Genomic DNA, 18,578 nt, shown 5'->3' on the forward strand with positions numbered 1-18,578 from the left:
TTTATTTGAATGCCTTTTTGATCTCGTTTAAATAGTCTTCACGGTTTGATCTTGTAAAGCTGATATCCCGGCATCGGTTAAATAAAATGAATGCTTTAAGCGTTTCAATTATTTCTGATATCATTGCTTCGCTGAGTTCTACATCTTCAAAATGGAGGTTGTGTACTATCAGTACTTTTTGTTTTCTATCAGCCTTGGCATCCATCCTGGCAACAAAGGTATCGCCAACCAGTACGGGTAGCGAAAAATAGCCGTACTTGCGTTTAGGTGCAGGTACAAAGCACTCTATCTGGTAATCAAAATTGAAAAAATCCTTTAACCGGTGGCGGAATACGTTTAGGATATCAAATGGAGATAGTATAAAAGCCTCGCCCGATAGTTCAATATCCCGCTGCTGGGTAGGTAGCATGTAAAGCTGCGCGGTTTTAAGTCCTTCTACTTGTACACTTAATAATTCTCCTTCGGCTATCATTTTTACAAGCTCCTGTTTTACAAGATTGCCTTTTACCCGGCGTGCGCGCCAGGCTATTTCTTTTACAGATGAAATGCCTAAAGCGCCCAATGTACGCCTGATAACAAAACGGGCGTATTCATCGGGTGTTGGCGGGGTAAGGTCGGTATCAACAGGAGTGAGGTTCATCGGCAGATCGTACACCTTATGAAAAGCTTTGGTGCGGGTGATCATCAGTTTGCCTTCAAAATACAAACGTTCGAGAGCCATTTTAGATGGCCGCCAATCCCACCAACCTGTGCTTGCTTCGGGGCGGTCGTTTTCAAAATCACCTACCATTAGCGGGCCTTCGCGCTCTATACGGTCTAACACCTGGTTCATTAACCTGCTTTCGGCAGTGGTTTTAGGCTTTCCGTTTATTTCAAAGGCGTCTTTAACAGGCATGGAAAACCGAAACTCGTGCATGGGCATAAAGCCGGCATCGGAGGTGAAATATTCAAAGATCCGGCCTTCGTCGGTTAGTTCGCCTAACCATGCCGGTTCGTAATCTGGAATACGCGCAGCCATTACATGATGGTGCGCCCTTTCAACTACATAGTTGGTATCAAGTTGCACAAAACCAAGATGGTCTATCAACCGGTAAACCGCCTCGATCCCTGTGCCGAATTGTGCTTTTTTGCTCAATCCGGCTGCATTCAGAATAATTTTACGGGCTTCAGTAGGCGAAAGCTGTATAGGTTCCATATCGCCAAAGTAATAAATATCCGTTTAACTGAGGGCTATAGGAGTAATTCATTACCTAATACCTCGCCCAAAATATGTTCCCGGCTCCACTCGGATAACATTGTTAGAATAGGCCTCAGCGTATCGCCTTTAGGGCTTAGCGAATATTCAACCCTTGGTGGCACCTCGGGATAGGCCTTGCGTGTAACGATACCATCAGCTTCCAGTTCTTTTAATGTTCTGGATAATACTTTCAAAGCCATGCCGGGCATAGTTTTATTTAATTCACCAAAGCGTAAGGGGCCTTTCATTAGCAACCACAGCAGGGGTGGTTTCCACTTGCCGCCAATCACATCAATGGTTGCGGTTACCGGGCACTCATCAGCACTGTGATAATTTTTTAATTTATTTTCTGCCATAGCGCTCTAAATACGCAATTACTACTTTTTTGTCATTACTTGACAAAATGGTAACTACTTGACAAAAGTAAAGTATTGGGATAACTTCGTAAAAAATAACAGATAAAAATATGAAGATCATTATTATCGGTGCCTCTGGCACCATTGGTAAACATGTAGTAAAAGCGTTGGAAAACAACAACGAGATCATAAAAATTGGCTCAAAAAGTGGCGACTTCCAGGTAGACATTTCTAACCCTGAATCGATCAAAGAGCTATTTGAACAAACAGGCCCCTTCGACGCATTGATCAGCACCACAGGCGACGCGCATTTTGGCCCGTTGACTTCAATGACTGATGCAGATTTCCGTGTTGGCTTAAATAGTAAATTAATGGGGCAGGTTAACCTGGTACTCATTGGTCAGCAATATATCAACCCAAAAGGTTCATTCACCCTCACATCGGGAAGTTTAGCCGCAGATCCTGTTGTATACGGTGCATCGGTAAGCGCAATTAACGGTGCCCTGGATTCCTTTGTAAACGCTGCCGCTATTGAGTTGGAAAACGGTGTGCGCATTAACGCTGTAGGGCCGGGTGTAGTTGAAGAATCACCTGCGTATTTCCCGTATTTTCCAGGACATATCCCGGTATCAATGCACCGCGTTGCACAGGCTTATGTGAAAAGCGTACTTGGTGCTCAAACCGGTCAGGCATATAAAGTGGTTTAAACAATTGTAGCGCTTTGCTTCGTTTGGTTGAGTATTAGCTGACCGGAGGTTATATTTGCGCCGATGGAAATTTCAAAATTTGAAAAACTTACTGAACGAAGTAAGGGCTACAAAGCTTTTTTATATGATTGCGATGGCACACTGGCCGATAACATGGGGGCACACAAAGAAACGTATATAAAAGTAGCAGCGGATAAAGGCTATGTGATTGAAGGGGACATAATCGACGAGTTGGCAGGCTGGCCGGTAATAAACGTTATTGAAGAGATCAATAAAAAATACGGATCGAATTTTGATCCGCAGGAATTTAAAGATCTGAAATATAAACTATTTCTTGATGAATACATCGTCCACACACTACCGATAGCTCACGTGGTTGATCACCTTAAGGCGCATGTTGGAAAAGTACGCATTGGCGTGGTATCCGGCAGCGGCAGAGTAGCAGTTGAAAAAACGCTCGATGTGTTGGGCATAGCCCATTTAGTTGAGGTGATGGTTTGCGCTGGCGAAACTGAACGCGGCAAACCCTTTGCCGATCCATTTTTAAAAGCTGCCGAATTATTGGGTGTAGCCCCCGCCGATTGCCTGGTTTTTGAAGATGGTGAAGCCGGTACTATTGCCGCTACTGCGGCGGGTATGGATTGGGTGAGGATTGATCAATTGTAGATATAACGATTAAGCAGTTAAGACTTACGAAGTTTTCAAAACTTCGTAAGTCTGGCTATTTAGGTATGCAACTGGTAACTACGGATGCTGCTTATTACTTGCTCAGCATTCCCGTCTGCACCACCTTCTGTATCGATCCATCAGCATTAAAATGCAACTCATCAACACAAATTGAGCGTAGATTACCACGGCCAGTTAGCACATCGTTGTGGTAAAAGGCATACCATTTACCTTTATATTCCACTACCGAACCATGACTTGTATCGCAACCCGTTGGGTCGAGGTAAACACCGCCGTAAGTCCACGGGCCGAGGGGACTGCTGCTTGTGGCATAGTTTAGCCTGTTTGCTCCGTTTTTGTTTTCGGTATGGTTATCAGCGTAGGTTAGGTAATAAATGTTATTTCGTTTAAACACCCAGGTCGCTTCGTGAAAATCTTTGAGGCCTTCCATTGGTCGTAATGGTTCGGCTATTTCGGTCATGCTGGGTTTTAGTTTAGTGCCAACGCAACGGCCACCACCTCCATAGTAAAAATAGGCCTGGCCGTCTTCGTCAACAAATACGCACGGATCTATCATTGATCGACTGTCTTTACCCAGATCAAGGTAACCTTGTACCTTAAAATTAGCCGCCGGTTGTTTGCTTGTAGCTATGCCTACCTTCCAGGTAGTATCCCAGTTACTGCCGCTTGGGTGCGGAAAATAGAAGTAATATTTACCGTTTTTATAAGCACAATCCGGTGCCCACATAAAGCCGCCTTCTTTGCGTCCCCATGGCACCTGGCTGGCGTTCAGGATCTCGCCGTGATCTTTCCAGTGTACCATGTCATCGGTAGAGTACACGTGGTATTTATCCATCAGATCGCAGCCGCGGGGCGGGTCTACATCATGAGATGGGTAAACATACAAGCGACCGTCTTTCCATACATGGGCGGAGGGATCGGCAGTGTAAATGTCCCTTATAATTGGGTTTTGGGCGTAAGTTTCTGTTGAGAGAAACAGGATGGTTAGTAGATAGAAAAGCTTTGAAAATGTTTTTTTCATATTGTAGCCGTATTATTTGGTTTAGCTGCAAATAACATCCGGCTAATTAAAAAAACGTTAATAATCCCTTAATGCAGGAAATTGATCATTAAACAGGCTTTAAATTTTAATGTAGATCTTCTGTTTGTACATCCAGTAAAGTATCAGCCATAATAAAAACAATGTTAAAGCGCCGCTTATTAATGTGGCGTAAGCGATGCCGAAAAGCTGATCGTAGTGGCTACCGAGGTGTACATAGAGGTTATCAAGAATATATTGCCGAAGCCCGCCGTCGGACATTACATACGCTACGATAGAGTTCATGCCGATAACGCTCAGAAAGAAAAACGGTTTTCTGTACTGTTTCAGATCAACCAACCAGTAAAACAGCGCCAGAAAACCAAAACAGATGTCACCACTAAATAACACCCAGGCCGACGTCCAGATTCTTTTTACTATTGGATTGATGTTAGTGATTTGCAATAGAACGCCCAAAATGCTAAGGCAGATCGCTGCTATGATGAAGCATTTTAGCTTCTCGTTGGTTTTTCGTTCACCTTTTAAAACCCCACCTGCCAAAAGCCCGAGTATCATGGTACCCAGCGTAGGGATAAAACTTAGTGTAGCGTAACCTCCTTCGTTAAACAGAAAAGGTTTGCTTCGCGGAAATAGGTTCAGAAACCAGCGATCAAAGGCCCAGGCCAGGTTGGTATTTTTGTTCCAATGAGCAGCGAAACCATGCAGATTGTGTTCCCAGTTTGCACTTACGCCTGCAGATGCATAATCAAAGCCGGGGCCTGGTAAAGGATATAAGGCAAAGGCCAGCCAATAGCCAAACAGGATAGTGGCTAACGCGATAATTTGGATCCGTGGGTTGCAAAAGCCAAGCAATACAAGAAAAGTATAACCAAGGCCGATCTGTTGAAGTGTATCTTCGAAAGTAAAATAGGTTTGATCTTTTCCTATTGATCTTAAAAAGAAACCAAGAAATACCAGGATCAACGAACGAAATAAAGCATGGCGTAAAATAAAACCAGTTGTAGCACCTTTATTTTTCCGGGAGGCCAACGAAAACGGGAGCACCGAGCCAACCAAAAAACTAAAAGAGGGCTGGATCATATCGTGCAGACTGAGCCAGGTCCAGGGCACGTGCGATTGATTAAAAGCCAATAACTGCCAAAACTTGCTACCAGGCAATGCCTTCGATACACTCTCGAAAGATAGTACCTCCGCCATCATTAATAGCATCACAAAACCGCGATAAACATCTACCGAAGCAACCCTTGCGTTTGGGTTGGCAAGATTTAATGGCTGACTTAAATTATCGGCAGAAGGGATCGCGCTTTTTTCCATTAGTGTAAGAAATTCCTATTAAGATATTACTCTTTTGAGATACTTACAAATGGTATAAGTTTTTACGGCAGCTTCTGGGAGTTTATCAAAATATGTTTTAGGTAGAGACGCATAATTGCGTCTCCCGCATGCAATTCCGATGGAGGTATAGATTTTAAATCGGTTGCACACTGGAAAACGCAATTCTGCGTGTCTATAAACAGGCTTAAGCCTGTTTCAAATCATCATGATCCGTCCCTACAACTACATCATACCACTGTTCAATTTCCTTTTCAAAAGCGGCAGTTTTTTCACGGAAACGATGCAGGGTATCACTACCTAATGGCAGGTGTACCGGAGGGTTTTCAGACGTGGCCAGTTTAATGAAAGCCTGAGCCAGTTTTTCAGGATCGCCGGGTTGTTTGTAGTTTAGTTCGGTAGCCAGGTTACGCATGTTGCCAACGGTTTCGTGGTAATCGGCAATTTCGTTTGATGTGCGTGTAAGCGAAGTTTCATCAAGGAAATTGGTGCGGAAAAAGCCGGGAGCAACAACTGTAGCGTGGATACCAAGAGGCGCAAGTTCAAGAGCCATAGCCTCGGTAAGGCCTTCAACTGCGAATTTGGTAGATCCATAAACGCCCCAGCCAAAGTATGCAGCTAAACCACCAACTGACGATACGTTGATCACGTGGCCGCTACGCTCTTTGCGCATATAAGGCAAAATGGCACGGGTTACATTTAACAGGCCAAATACGTTGGTTTCATAATTGCGTTTCACCTCTTCGGCGGTGGCTTCTTCAACCGCTGATAGCAAACCATAACCGGCATTGTTCACCAATACGTCTATGCGGCCAAAATGTTCAACTGCTTTTGCAGCAGCTTCGTGTGATTGTTCTTCGCTGGTTACATCAAGCGCGACAACCAGGAGGTTGGGGCTATTATTAAATTCGGTAGTCAGTGCTTCAGGGTTTTTGCGAACGGTTGCTACCAGTTTATCACCGCTTGCTAAAACGGCTTTCGAAATTTCTAATCCAAAACCTCTGGAGGCCCCGGTTATAAACCATACTTTTTGAGTTTTCATTTTATTATGCTTTAAGTTTTTTGTTTTTGTTTACACCACAAAGTTGGCAACAAATACAGGGGGAGCTTATAGCAAAAGCAAAGAGCTTATTATGAAAATCAAAGAAGGTAGTATTTTTAAATGTAGAGACGCATCACATGCGTCTCTCACAGGACAAGCCACTTGCAAGGCACCGTTTTATTTGCATACGGGAGACGCATGTGATGCGTCTACATAAAATTCCTAAATTAATTGGCGTTTTGATAAGATCGCCTGAATTCCGCAGGTGTTAAACCGGTATTCTTCTTGAAAAACAGGCTGAAGTTTGGCTGCTCGGCAAAGCCTATGCTATAACCTATATCTTGTAAAGTCCAATCGGTTTGCACCAATAGGGCTTTGGTTTCCTCGAGCAGGCGGTTACGGATGTGGGTGCTCACATTTTGCCCGGTATGTTTTTTTAGTACGGCGTTAAGGTGGTTGGGATGTACCGATAGGTTTGCTGCAAACTCCTTGGCAGTTTTCATTTTTATGGGCGAGGTATAATTGATCCCCGATGTTTCCCTCTCCAATAAATGAAAAAACTGGTGGATGTAATGAAACTCATCGCTCACATTATCCGGTTTCGGATAGTTGGCTATCCGCATGCTTTCAACCATTAGCAGTTGCAGGTAAGCTTGTAAAGCATCATGTTTTAGCTGATTGTTTGATAGTTCCTCCTGATGCATCCGTTCAAAAAAGCTGTTCAATATTGGCAAGTCCGAGTTTTTTAAGCGGATCACACTCTTTTCCTTTTCGGTAAACAGCCCATACTTATCAATAGTGGCTTTTAATTGCGGATGGTTATTGATAAAATCGCGTTTAAAAAGCACATAATGACCGCCCGAAATATCTGATAGATTTTTCCAGGAAATGATATCGTTGGGATGGATGAACAGGATGGTTGGCTCTTCGATGTAATAGGTATTAAGGCCCATAGTAAAAACGCCAACACCTTCGGTTACCATTAAAACCTTATAAAAATCTCGGCGATTAGGAGAGAGGTAATTGCGGCACTCATGATGCTTGCGGTCAAAAACCTTGATACTCCACGCTTCAAAAGAATCGCGCAATACCGGGATCATATCCGGCAGATCGCGGAGGGTATCTATCGTTTTAACGTCGAGGGTGGGTTTCATGGCAGATAAGTTTATAACAAAGATATATCGAAACGGGATTTGATTTACCGATGGCGTTTTTTTTAATGATGGTATGATGACCCGTTTTATTGATCAGGCCAAATGCATTACCGCGTATAAAGCCACGGCAGATATGGCTATCCAAAGAGTTACACCCTGCAAAAGTGGTTTCACACCAACAGATGCCAATACTTTACGTGATAACCCTGCGCCAATTAAAAATAAGGTAAGTGTTAACCCGGTTTTGGCGATATTAACCACGTAGGGGCTGATCAGCTTAACTACAGGTACGTAGGTGTTTATGATCATGGCCAACACAAACAGACCGATAAAGTAGGGGATACTTACTTTTTTTGATTTGTTTTTAAAAATGAAAGTAGACATAAAAGCTACCGGGATGATCCACAAGGCACGCGCCAGTTTAACGGTTGTTGCCACTTCCAAAGCGTGCGCGCCATATTTACTGGCCGCCCCAACTACAGAGCTGGTATCATGTATAGCGATAGCACACCATAAACCGAATTGTGTTTGAGATAAATTGAAGTAATGACCAATAAGCGGGAATGCGAAAAGCGCAATAGAATTAAGAATAAACACACAGCCCAATGCTACGGAGATCTGCTTCTCTTCGGCCTTAATAACCGGTGATATTGCAGCGATGGCGCTCCCCCCGCAAATAGCCGTGCCTGATGCGATGAGGTAAGATGTTTTCTTTTCGATATTTAACCATTTGCCCATCAACGTACCAAACAAAAGCGTTCCGGTAATTGAGGCGATGGTAAATAGAACACCCTCTTTACCCGCCTGCAAGGCGCTATGAACATTCATCCCGAAGCCAAGCCCAACAACCGAAACCTGCAATAGTATATGCGTAGCCTTGTGGTTAAGATGCAAATAAGGGTGGCCAGAAAATTGCGCTACTATCAAACCTAACAACAAGGCCACAGCCGGGCTCATAAATGGCATCAGGCAAACCACCAGGCAAATAGCGAAAATTATTTTGCGGGCATCTTGATTAAGGTTTAGAAGCAACCCGCCGGTATTGGTTATTTGATGTTGAGTATTCATTTTTCCTTTGTTTTGATGATACAAAGGTGAATGAAATTACCATCGCGTTTTTATCATAAAACGCAATGTTCAATAACCAAAAGTAATGACTTGTTAGTAGTTTAAAGTCCCGAACACACCGTTATGGTAATCGATAATAGCCTGCTCTGTTTCTTGCGCGGTGTTCATTACAAAATTGTCTTTCGCTGCAACGGGTTCTTCAATAGGCTCTGCTGATAGAAAAAGGATCTGCGCATCTTCGCTGGCTACAACCGTAATATCCTCATTCTCTTTATCAAATATTACAAGGTTGTATTGAGTGATCGTTTCATCGTTTACAACAACCGTTCCGCGGATAATATAAAGTAATGTCCAATAGCCTGGTTTAGCCTTTAAATTTACCTGCTTACCATTGGCAATGGTGCCAACTATTGAGATCACTGGCGTGAAATTTTTTATCGGGCCGGTTTGGCCATCATAGTCGCCGCTGGCCAGTTTAAAATTAAGTCCTTCGCCTTGTAGTACGGCAGGTATTTGATCGGCAGTGGCGGCTTGGTAAAATGGCTCATCCCATTTTTTACTTGCAGGCGCGTTGATCCATAGTTGGATCAGTTCCATTACGCCGCCATCTTTTAATAGTTGTTCTGTTGGCCCTTCGCTGTGCATAATGCCTTTGCCTGCAAACATCCATTGCACACCGCCTGCTTTAATAATTTCATCGTTGCCTGCATTATCTTTATGGTAACCTTCGCCCTGTAACATAATGGTGTACGGACTAAAGCCACGGTGCGGGTGCGGATGGATCCGAAGCGTTTGCCCCGGTTCGATCACCTCTGGCCCCATATGGTGCAGCACAATAAACGGATTGGCAAATCGGAAATCTTTATGAGGCAAGGGCTGACGAACAGTTTCTTCGGCAGTGATCTTCTTTTCGCGACCGGCGAGGATATGGGTGATGGCTTTTTTCATGGTTAGATACTATGTGATATAAAAATAACGGAACGTTTTAAAGAATCAGAATGAAGTTGTCAAATTCGTATATTGATATCCATCATGTCATTGCGAGTAAGTAAAAGCCGAGGCATCTGAAGGATTATATGATATCAGGTGGGGCAGCCTGTCACCCTGAGTAAGGTTTATTTGCGCGCAAATAATAGCATTGCAGATGACATTTTTGCGTATCTGATTATCAATGCGTTATAGACTTGTCAATGGCAGCTTGTCGAAGGGTCGCGCGCAGAGGCCCCACCCACCATGCTTCGACAGGCTCAGCATGACACCCAATTTAAACTTGTTATGGGTAGGCACGAAGTAATCGCCAACTATACAAGGCGGATCTGCCTCCGTGCGATTGCGTCGTACCTCGCAATGACGATCAGTTTATTTACGCAACCGTCAACCTAACCAAATATTGTTTAAACTCATCTTCTAACAAAACTTCCATATCAAATCCAGCCTCCTGCACAATCGGTTCAAGCGTTTTTTCATCAACATAAAGCCAATTGAACCAATCTGTTTTTTGACCGCTGTATTGATACTGATATGAAAGTTCGCCGTAATACCCCTTTTCCGGAAGCCCACTTTCCTCATATAAATAAGCGATATCTGATGAGTCGAAAAGGATCTGTCCGCCGGGATTAAGCAGCGATTTAATGTGCTGAAGAAAAACCTTCAAATTTTCGAGCGTTCCTGTCAGGCCGATACCATTCATCAGCAATAACAGCGTATCGAACTTTTGCTCACTATATTTGAATATATCTCCTTTAACCACTTTTTGCACACCACGGGCCGTCATCACATCGCCAGCCATCGGTGAGATATCCAATGCAGTAACATCAAAGCCACGTTCCTGCAAAACCAATGCATGGCTGCCTGCACCGGCACCGATATCCAGTATAGTTCCACGGCATTCGTTCATGGCCAGCCACTCAATATCCGGCATATCATCCTCATCCCTGAAATAAATATCGATAGGCATTTCTTCCTTCGGGCCATATTGGTTATTGATCCACAGCTTATGGCTGGCTAATTGGTGGTAATGATCATGTATGGCCTGGCCAAGTATATCTTTCATGTGCCCAAAAGTATGAATTGAAAGTTTAATTTAGTGCCTTTGTTAAGTCGGTAGTCTTTAGTCATAAGTTCAAAGTCAAAAGTTTCATGCCTTTTTATTTCCCACTTTGAACTTATGACTGAAGACTATCGACTAAATTTTAAGAAAAAATGTGGTTAAGTTACCTGATATTGGCTATCGTTTTATTTGCTGGCGTTACCTATAGTATTGCAGCCCGCAAGCTTACCGTTATTGCCGCTTTAACAGGGGCGGCCGTTGCCTGCGCTGTTTTTGCGGGAGGTGGCTTTACGGGTTTGGCCACGATGACCGTATTTTTCATTTTAGGCTCGGCTGCTACTTCCTGGCAGCTTAAAACCAAACAAATAATTAATGCCGAAGAGAAGAGCAGCCGCACTGCCGGGCAGGTTTTGGCCAACGCGGGAACGGCAGGCATTTGCGGCGTATTGGTTTTGTTGCTTCCGCAGCATTCGGTTTTATTTCAGTTAATGATGGCGGCAAGTTTGGCTTCGGCAACGGCGGATACACTGTCATCGGAGTTGGGTATGGTTTACGGTCGCCGGTTTTTTAATATCATTACTTTTAAAGCTGATGTTAAGGGACTTGATGGCGTTGTTAGTATTGAAGGAACTTTGATAGGTTCGGCTGGAGCGGCAGTGATCGCACTCATTTATTTCATAGGGCATTGTTGGAGTGTTGATCTGCTTTGGATAGTTACAGCAGGTACTTTGGGCAATATCATCGATTCGGTTTTAGGCGCGGTATTGGAGCGTAAAGGTATCATCGGCAACAATATGGTCAACTTTTTAAACACCTTTGCCGCCGCGCTGTTTATGCTATTGTTTTATTTAATTTTTTAAAGAGATGCTTCCGTTAATTGTAGTTATAGTTCTGATTATCATTGGTTTTTATTTCTTTAGTAAGAAAAAGAAAACAGCTGTCCAGCCGTTGCTATCTATCGATTTCAAACAACAATTAAGTGCCCATATCCCTTACTACCAAAAACTTGATGAAGGGAATAAGATCATCTTTGAACAGAAAGTTGAAGCATTTTTAACCGGAATTACCATTGAAGGTGTAGGCACAACAGTTGATGATATTGATAGAATAATGATTGCCGCCAGCGCGGTGATCCCGATATTTGGTTTTAGCGATTGGAAATACCGTAACCTTACCAACGTAATTTTGTATCCCGACACCTTCGATGGCGAATTTCAGTTTGAAGGAGAGAACCGGAGTATTTTAGGCATGGTTGGAACTGGCTATATGAACGGACAGATGATCCTTTCGCGGGCCGCTCTGTTAAAAGGGTTCAGTAAATCGGCAGGGAAGGAGAATACCGCCATTCATGAGTTTGTACACCTGCTGGATAAAGCCGATGGCGCTACCGATGGCGTGCCGGAAAACCTCCTGGCGCATGAGTACGTATTGCCATGGATAAAAATGATCCACCAGGAGATCAACAAAATTGAGCATGGCAAATCGGATATCAACCCGTATGCCATTACCAACGAGGCCGAGTTTTTGGCCGTAGTGTCAGAATACTTTTTTCAAAAGCCCGATCAGCTTAAACATAAACATCCGGAATTGTATGAGATGCTGAGCCGTATTTTCTCACAGGATCCGGCTGAGAGTCTAAGTTAATATCATGGTTGAGTTGAACCCCTCTGGGGTTCTATTCCGTTTTTATTTGTTTTCTACAAAGCTTTATCCCTCTGGGGATATTTTACAAGGTGACTAAGAAAATCGAAAAAATCCCCAGAGGGGAAAAGCTTTGTAACACTAAAGCCAACAGAATTTTATTGCCCCAGAGGGCAAAACTTCAGCAAGAGATATATCGCAGGGATTTCTTTAATTGAAACCCAGGTCCAATTGCCCTAAAGGCTCGTGCTGAATTACGGCAGCGCTAATGTAATAAACCGGTGTTTCCTCATGGCGTGATGCAATAATAATATCTACCCCATCGGCACAGGCTTTAAACAAATCTTCTACCAATTGAGGATCGTTATTGTTTTTTGAGAGATGGGAGAGCAACAAGTGTGTCATGTGCGCAGGCTTGTGTGTGGTAAATAAGCTTAACGCCTGTTTATTTGATAAATGGCCTTTACCTCCACGAATGCGACGTTTTAAATGATATGGATAACCGCCATTATCCAACATATCATCATCGTAATTAGCCTCTAAAAACGCTGCATGGCACTGACTGAAATAACGGATCAGCTGATCGCATACTATCCCCAGATCGGTAAATACGCCCACTTTTACATCGTTACATTGTACTATAAAGCTGTGTGGCTCGGTAGCATCATGCATTTTGGGGAAGGAAGTGACTTCCAGCGCGCCGATATGAACAGTTTGAAACGCGCTCAAATGATGGACCTTAAAATAATCTGTGCCGCTTAAGTGTAGCAAAGTCCCCGGTGTTATGTACACCGGCAGGTTATACTTTTTCGCCAAAATTGGAATGCCGCGGATATGGTCCGAATGTTCGTGCGATACAAAAATGGCTTTAACCTTTTGCATAGATAAGCCCAGCCGGGCCATACGTTTTTCAGTTTCACGGCACGAGATGCCTACATCAACCAATACCGCCTCCTGATCGTTCCCCACGTAATAGCAATTGCCATTACTTCCCGAATTTAATGATGTAATGAATAGCCCCATTTAAATACAAAGTAAACAAATATTTAAAATCCTAACGATTTTAGCATTTAAAAAAGTGCTCATTTTTTTTGACGGTATAAAAACCTGCTTATATTTAGCCATGGATTCACCACAAACTTTACCCGTACTTGATGCTGAAGAATTACGTGTGCTTGGCACCCTGATGGAAAAAGCCAAAACCACGCCCGATTATTACCCCATGACGCTTAACAGCCTCGTAGCTGCCTGTAATCAAAAAACATCGCGCAAGCCGGTAGTTAATTATGATGATGATACGGTGATCAACGCCCTTAATTCATTAAAAAAACGTGGACTGATCTCTACTGCTACCGGTGGATCCATCCGGGCGGTAAAATATAAGCACAATTTCGCCATTGTTTACCCGGTTATCCCATCCGAAGTGGCGATTATTTGCTTGCTGATATTACGTGGTCCGCAAACTCCAGGTGAGCTGAATACCAACAGTGGGCGTATGTACGAGTTTGATTCGATAGAAGAAGTGCAGGAGGTGTTGGATAAACTGGCAGGCGAAGATGTGCCTTACCTGGTACAATTACCAAAGCGTCCCGGACAAAAAGAGGTACGTTATGCGCATTTATTGGGCGGCACACCTGAATATAATGAGGATGAACCGGAAGTTGAGGCTTCATCAGGTCGTTCATCATCAGCACTTGAAGCAAGGCTCGCCGTTGTTGAGCAGGAATTGGCCGGGTTGAAAGAGACGGTAGCTAAATTGATGCGGGAATTGGGAGTAGAGTAAGTTTTATGATCAGACGAAACCCCAATTTTCGGATTCTCGATGAAACAGATGCATTGATCCTGGGTAATGAATTTGAATATATTTATCTCGTAGATAAAAAGAAAAACACCAACCTAATTTTAGGAGTTACTTATGGCGACCCTGAATTTGGGTTGATCAGTAAGAACAACGATTGGTGTTTGGCTGGTGGGAGTTGGCTCTTTTTATGGCGAAAAGGCGGTAAAGTAATTGAAATAGAGGAATCCGATATCGCATGGGTTGTTAAGGCGCGACAAGTAACTGATACAGAAGTGGAGCTGCTAATAGATCCATGGTCTGAAAATGGCGCGATATGGTTATTAGATGTTATTTCCCTGCAAAGGAAAAAGATCCGAGATTTCAGAAAAGAAGATGCTTTTGAGGAGGATTTTGATTGGTAACAAACGGGAATCGAAATACCATGAACTCTCTGTCACAGTTCCTTAAAACATACTAACCTGCTCAACACCGCCACCTTGCGATGCCTGCTTATAAGCCCTGATCATTCCAATCAATTCCGCCCCATATAAAGTAGCCTTCTGCGGGCCAACACCTTTGATACCGCCAAGATTTTTTAGCGTATCCGGCAGTTTAGCGGCAATAGCTTCGATGGTTTGTTCGGATAATACCATGTTGGGCATTATCTTTTGATTAAGGGCGGCTTGTTCGCGCCAGCTTAACATCTGTTCATACAACTCCTCGTTTGCTTTAGCATTTAGTGCTTTAAGGTACGATTGCGCGTTAGTATTTGCTTTGTTTCTTGAAAGTTCGAGATAGTTTTCTGTGGAGAAAGGATGCTGTGCAAAGTATTCGAGCATGGCAATACGGTGCATTAACCAATTGATCAATTTATCCGCCTTGCCCGCTTTTTCTTTCGATTCGCCGATAATGCCCGGCAATTGCTTGTGCAGGTTTTCGACTGAGGTCTTCAATTTATCCAGAAAATAACCGGCTGCCTGCTGGCTGCGTTCGGCTTTCAATTGACGGTTAAATTTCTCGCCAACTTCAATGATCTCAGCGTCGAGGTTAGGAATCATTGCTTCAAAACCTTTGGCAATTACTTTTAGCGGATTGAAATTGAACAGACTACTTAGTAAAAATATCCTGTACAATTCTATATCCCGCTCCAATGTTTCGCGGTTTGGTTTGATAGCTTCTGCCTGCACGTTAAAACGGGTCACCGCCGGATCGCCAATAATATTATGAGCGGCAATAGGGTTGCGCATGATCATGCCCGCCAGGCTTCGGCAGCGACTTAAAGCCACATAAGCCTGCCCGTGCGCAAATGCCTCACTTACATCAATTATCGCCTTATCAAATGTTAATCCCTGGCTTTTATGAATGGTGATGGCCCAGGCCAGCTTTAAAGGATGCTGCGCGAAACTTCCTGCATTTGTCTCGCTCATTTCGCCTTCGGCCATCTGGTATTTAATGTTAGTCCACTCCACAGGTTCAACGGCCAATTCTTTATCAGTGCCGGTAGTAACAAATACGGTGTTGCCATCAATCCGGCTTACCGAACCTATTTTGCCGTTGTAATACAGCTTTTCGGCCGAGCCATCGTTTTTCACAAACATTACCTGTGCGCCGACTTTCAACTTTAGACTTGTCTCGGTAGGGTAGGCATCCTTTGGGAACTCGCCCCTGATGCTGGCTGTAAATTCAAACTCTGCACCGGATAGCGCTTCAAGATATTCGGCATTAATTTGTTGGGCAATATTGTTGTGCGTAGTGAGTGTTATGTAAGGGTCAGCAGCGGTTGGTTTAAAATCGGGCGTGTAGCGTTCGTTTAACAACTCCAGACTTTCCGGGCTGATGGCTTGGTTACGCACCTCGTTCAAAATATCAACAAAAGCCTGCTCTTTTTGTCGGTACACATGATCAAGCTCAATGCGTACAAAGGGCGCTTTTTGCATCACCTGGCTACTAAAAAAGTAAGGTGTAGCATAGTAAGGTCGCAATATTCCCCATTCATCATCACGGATAATAGGACTCAGCTGCGATAGGTCTCCGATTAATAAAAGCTGCGTACCACCAAAGGGGTAAGACGACTTTTTAATATTGCGAAGGATGAGGTCTAACTGGTCCAGCACATCGGGGCGCACCATACTGATCTCATCAATAATAAGCAACTCCAGCGCGATTAATAGTTCTTTTTTTTCGTCGTTATAACTTGCTTCGGGATGAGTGTTACCACCAGGCACCACCGGGCCAAAAGGAATCTGAAACAGCGAGTGAATAGTCATCCCACCCGCGTTAATGGCCGCTACGCCTGTAGGTGCCACTACCGCCAACTTCTTTTTGGAGGTTTGCCGTAGGTTTTGCAGAAAGGTGGTTTTACCGGTGCCGGCTTTACCTGTTAAAAAAACAACGGTATTAGTGCTCTCCAGGTAATCGGAAGCCAATTGCATGGCGGGGTTCAGTTCACTCATCTTAACTGCAATAATACAAGGATACGTTTAAAGTTTTGGCTTTGTTGAAAATCTCTGGTTTAGATGGCGTCACGAGGCGTTAACGGTATTTCGTAAAAACCCGATATTTCAAAAGCTCCGTATCTGAAAGCATATTGCAAATATTTGACCATTAATAGCTTAACAATTGGCCTGCTTTTGGTGTTATCTTTATACAAAACATAAACATCTAACATAAAAACACCCCGAAAAACATGTCGAAAAAAGTAGCCGAACAATTGGTTGATATGCTGCTGCAGGCAGGTATAAAGCGCGTTTACGCCATTACCGGCGATAGCTTGAACGAATTGAACGATGCCGTACGCCGCACTCCTGAACTTAAATGGATCCATGTACGCAACGAGGAAGCCGGAGCATTCGCAGCCTCGGCCGATGCGCAGATGAGTGGTTTAGCCTGTTGCGCGGGCAGTAGCGGCCCCGGTCATGTGCACTTAGTTAACGGTTTGTACGATGCCCACCGCTCGGGTGCACCCGTATTAGCCATTGCTTCAACCTGCGCTACCAAGGAGTTTGGCAGCAATTACTTCCAGGAAACCAACACCATTAAGCTTTTTGATGATTGCAGCTACTACAACCAGGTGGCAGCCACAGCTACACAAGTACCCCGGATGACGCAGGCTGCCATACAAACAGCTATCCAACGCAAAGGGGTAGGGGTTTTAGGTTTTCCGGGAGATGTAGCTGGTGAGGACGCCGTTGAAATTGAATCATCAGTAAATAACTTTTTTTGCAAGGCGAATATCACCCCGGTTCAGGAACAACTTCAACAACTGGCCGATCTGATTAATCGCCACAATAAAGTTTGCATTTTCGGCGGGATTGGTTGTGCCGATGCTCATGATGAAGTTGTAGAACTTGCCGCTTTATTAAAAGCTCCGGTCGGCTATTCTTTCCGCGGTAAAATGTTTTTGGAGTATGATAATCCTTACGAAGTTGGTATGACAGGTTTGCTCGGCTTACCAGCCGCCTACCATGCCATGCACGAGAGCGACCTGGTGATATTGCTTGGTACCGATTTTCCATACACGCAGTTTTATCCGCAGGATAAAAAAATAGTACAGATAGATATCAAACCCGAAAACTTGGGCAGAAGGGCAAAGCTACATATGGGCCTTTATGGCGATATCAAATCGACCGTGAAAGCGCTGCTGCCTCTCCTTATTGAAAAATCAGATCGTACTTTCCTCGATGCGCAACTGCACGTGCATGCCAAAGTAAAAGATCAGCAGGAAGCCTATATTAAAGATCTCGGAACGCACAATGCCATCCACCCCGAAGCACTGGCTTCGTTTATTGATAGGCACGCTTCGGAAGATGCTATTTTTACCTGCGATACCGGGATGTGTAACGTATGGGCTGCAAGGCATATAACAGCAAATGGTAAACGCTCGATGATCGGTTCCTTTGTTCACGGTTCAATGGCTAATGCAATGCCGCATGCTATCGGCGCGGCGCTGGCTTGCCCAGATAGGCAGGTTGTGGCCATGTGTGGCGATGGCGGGATCTCCATGCTATTGGGCGATCTGGCAACTATCAAACAATACAATCTTCCGATAAAAATTATTGTATTCAATAACCGCGCCCTTGGCATGGTGAAACTGGAAATGGAAGTAATGGGTCTGCCCGATTTTGAAGTAGATATGCAAAATCCAAATTTTACGCTTGTTGCCGAAGCGATGGGAATAAATGCCATTACTATTAACGATCCCGATTACCTTGAACAGGGCATCAGCGAGGCATTTGCCTACAACGGCCCGGTATTGGTAAATGTATTAACCGACGGCACCGCCCTGGCCATGCCACCACACATTGAACTTAAAATGGTGAAAGGCATGGCAGTATCCATGACTAAAATGATGCTGGGCGGTAAATTTGATGAGGTGCTGGCTACAGTTAAAGGAAACTATAAGCACTTGCCGGAGATTTTCGATTAGAGAGTTATTGAATAAGCAGATAAACCGATCGTCATTGCGAGTAACGAAGCAATCCCAAT

The 18,578-nt window shown here is 44.0% G+C and carries 18 protein-coding genes; 7 read left to right on the top strand and 11 right to left on the bottom strand.

The genetic code is table 11. The features are described 5' to 3' along the window. Position 1: 1 nt before the first annotated feature. Complete coding sequence (locus AAFN85_RS12860) at positions 2 to 1,195, bottom strand: crosslink repair DNA glycosylase YcaQ family protein (protein WP_347527737.1); 1,194 nt, start codon at positions 1,193 to 1,195, stop codon at positions 2 to 4. Positions 1,196 to 1,230: 35 nt separating this feature from the next. Further along, on the bottom strand, positions 1,231 to 1,593 hold the full coding sequence (locus AAFN85_RS12865; protein WP_347527738.1) for a helix-turn-helix domain-containing protein: 363 nt from the start codon (positions 1,591 to 1,593) through the stop codon (positions 1,231 to 1,233). A gap of 110 nt (positions 1,594 to 1,703) precedes the next feature. Between AAFN85_RS12865 and AAFN85_RS12870 the strand changes: the two genes are divergently transcribed. Then, positions 1,704 to 2,300, top strand: coding sequence for a short chain dehydrogenase (locus AAFN85_RS12870; protein WP_347527740.1), 597 nt, complete (start codon positions 1,704 to 1,706; stop codon positions 2,298 to 2,300). A 63-nt stretch (positions 2,301 to 2,363) separates the two neighbouring features. Continuing rightward, positions 2,364 to 2,966, top strand: a complete 603-nt coding sequence (locus tag AAFN85_RS12875; RefSeq protein WP_347527742.1) for an HAD-IA family hydrolase — start codon at positions 2,364 to 2,366, stop codon at positions 2,964 to 2,966. Positions 2,967 to 3,060: 94 nt separating this feature from the next. On the opposite strand, the gene AAFN85_RS12880 is transcribed toward AAFN85_RS12875, so the two are convergent. From AAFN85_RS12880 to AAFN85_RS12910, 7 genes are all read right to left on the bottom strand, one after another. Next, complete coding sequence (locus tag AAFN85_RS12880) at positions 3,061 to 4,008, bottom strand: family 43 glycosylhydrolase (RefSeq protein ID WP_347527744.1); 948 nt, start codon at positions 4,006 to 4,008, stop codon at positions 3,061 to 3,063. Between the two features lie 99 nt (positions 4,009 to 4,107). After that, positions 4,108 to 5,340 carry a hypothetical protein gene (locus tag AAFN85_RS12885; protein ID WP_347527745.1) on the bottom strand — a complete coding sequence of 411 codons (1,233 nt, stop codon included), beginning with the start codon at positions 5,338 to 5,340 and terminating at the stop codon, positions 4,108 to 4,110. 205 nt (positions 5,341 to 5,545) lie between these two features. Beyond that, positions 5,546 to 6,400 (bottom strand): oxidoreductase, encoded by an 855-nt coding sequence (locus tag AAFN85_RS12890; RefSeq protein ID WP_347527747.1) that lies wholly within the window; start codon positions 6,398 to 6,400, stop codon positions 5,546 to 5,548. Between the two features lie 227 nt (positions 6,401 to 6,627). Next, positions 6,628 to 7,554 carry an AraC family transcriptional regulator gene (locus AAFN85_RS12895; protein WP_347527748.1) on the bottom strand — a complete coding sequence of 309 codons (927 nt, stop codon included), beginning with the start codon at positions 7,552 to 7,554 and terminating at the stop codon, positions 6,628 to 6,630. Positions 7,555 to 7,647: 93 nt separating this feature from the next. Next, entirely contained in the window at positions 7,648 to 8,622 is a 975-nt protein-coding gene (locus AAFN85_RS12900) for a putative sulfate exporter family transporter (protein ID WP_347527749.1), read from the bottom strand. Positions 8,623 to 8,715: 93 nt separating this feature from the next. Then, the gene (locus tag AAFN85_RS12905) at positions 8,716 to 9,570 is read right to left on the bottom strand and encodes a pirin family protein (protein ID WP_347527750.1); all 855 of its coding nucleotides are present in this window, start codon (positions 9,568 to 9,570) and stop codon (positions 8,716 to 8,718) included. Positions 9,571 to 9,985: 415 nt separating this feature from the next. Beyond that, positions 9,986 to 10,675, bottom strand: a complete 690-nt coding sequence (locus tag AAFN85_RS12910) for a class I SAM-dependent methyltransferase (RefSeq protein ID WP_347527751.1) — start codon at positions 10,673 to 10,675, stop codon at positions 9,986 to 9,988. 149 nt (positions 10,676 to 10,824) lie between these two features. Here AAFN85_RS12910 and AAFN85_RS12915 point away from each other — a divergent pair, with 149 nt between their 5' ends. Both AAFN85_RS12915 and AAFN85_RS12920 read left to right on the top strand, forming a co-directional pair. Then, the gene (locus tag AAFN85_RS12915; protein WP_347527752.1) at positions 10,825 to 11,532 is read left to right on the top strand and encodes a DUF92 domain-containing protein; all 708 of its coding nucleotides are present in this window, start codon (positions 10,825 to 10,827) and stop codon (positions 11,530 to 11,532) included. A 4-nt stretch (positions 11,533 to 11,536) separates the two neighbouring features. Next, positions 11,537 to 12,316 (top strand): M90 family metallopeptidase, encoded by a 780-nt coding sequence (locus AAFN85_RS12920; RefSeq protein ID WP_347527753.1) that lies wholly within the window; start codon positions 11,537 to 11,539, stop codon positions 12,314 to 12,316. A gap of 207 nt (positions 12,317 to 12,523) precedes the next feature. Here AAFN85_RS12920 and AAFN85_RS12925 read toward each other — a convergent pair whose 3' ends face one another. Next, positions 12,524 to 13,336, bottom strand: a complete 813-nt coding sequence (locus tag AAFN85_RS12925) for an MBL fold metallo-hydrolase (protein ID WP_347527754.1) — start codon at positions 13,334 to 13,336, stop codon at positions 12,524 to 12,526. Positions 13,337 to 13,436: 100 nt separating this feature from the next. Here AAFN85_RS12925 and AAFN85_RS12930 point away from each other — a divergent pair, with 100 nt between their 5' ends. Further along, positions 13,437 to 14,096 carry a YceH family protein gene (locus AAFN85_RS12930; RefSeq protein WP_347527755.1) on the top strand — a complete coding sequence of 220 codons (660 nt, stop codon included), beginning with the start codon at positions 13,437 to 13,439 and terminating at the stop codon, positions 14,094 to 14,096. A gap of 5 nt (positions 14,097 to 14,101) precedes the next feature. Next, a complete protein-coding gene (locus AAFN85_RS12935; protein ID WP_347527756.1) occupies positions 14,102 to 14,515 on the top strand; it encodes a hypothetical protein in 414 nt (137 codons plus the stop codon). A 42-nt stretch (positions 14,516 to 14,557) separates the two neighbouring features. On the opposite strand, the gene AAFN85_RS12940 is transcribed toward AAFN85_RS12935, so the two are convergent. Next, the gene (locus AAFN85_RS12940; protein WP_347527757.1) at positions 14,558 to 16,546 is read right to left on the bottom strand and encodes an HRDC domain-containing protein; all 1,989 of its coding nucleotides are present in this window, start codon (positions 16,544 to 16,546) and stop codon (positions 14,558 to 14,560) included. 233 nt (positions 16,547 to 16,779) lie between these two features. Between AAFN85_RS12940 and AAFN85_RS12945 the strand changes: the two genes are divergently transcribed. Next, complete coding sequence (locus AAFN85_RS12945; RefSeq protein WP_347527758.1) at positions 16,780 to 18,519, top strand: thiamine pyrophosphate-dependent enzyme; 1,740 nt, start codon at positions 16,780 to 16,782, stop codon at positions 18,517 to 18,519. The last annotated feature ends 59 nt before the right edge of the window (positions 18,520 to 18,578 follow it).

This window comes from Mucilaginibacter sp. CAU 1740 (assembly GCF_039839285.1).
GTDB lineage: Bacteria > Bacteroidota > Bacteroidia > Sphingobacteriales > Sphingobacteriaceae > Mucilaginibacter.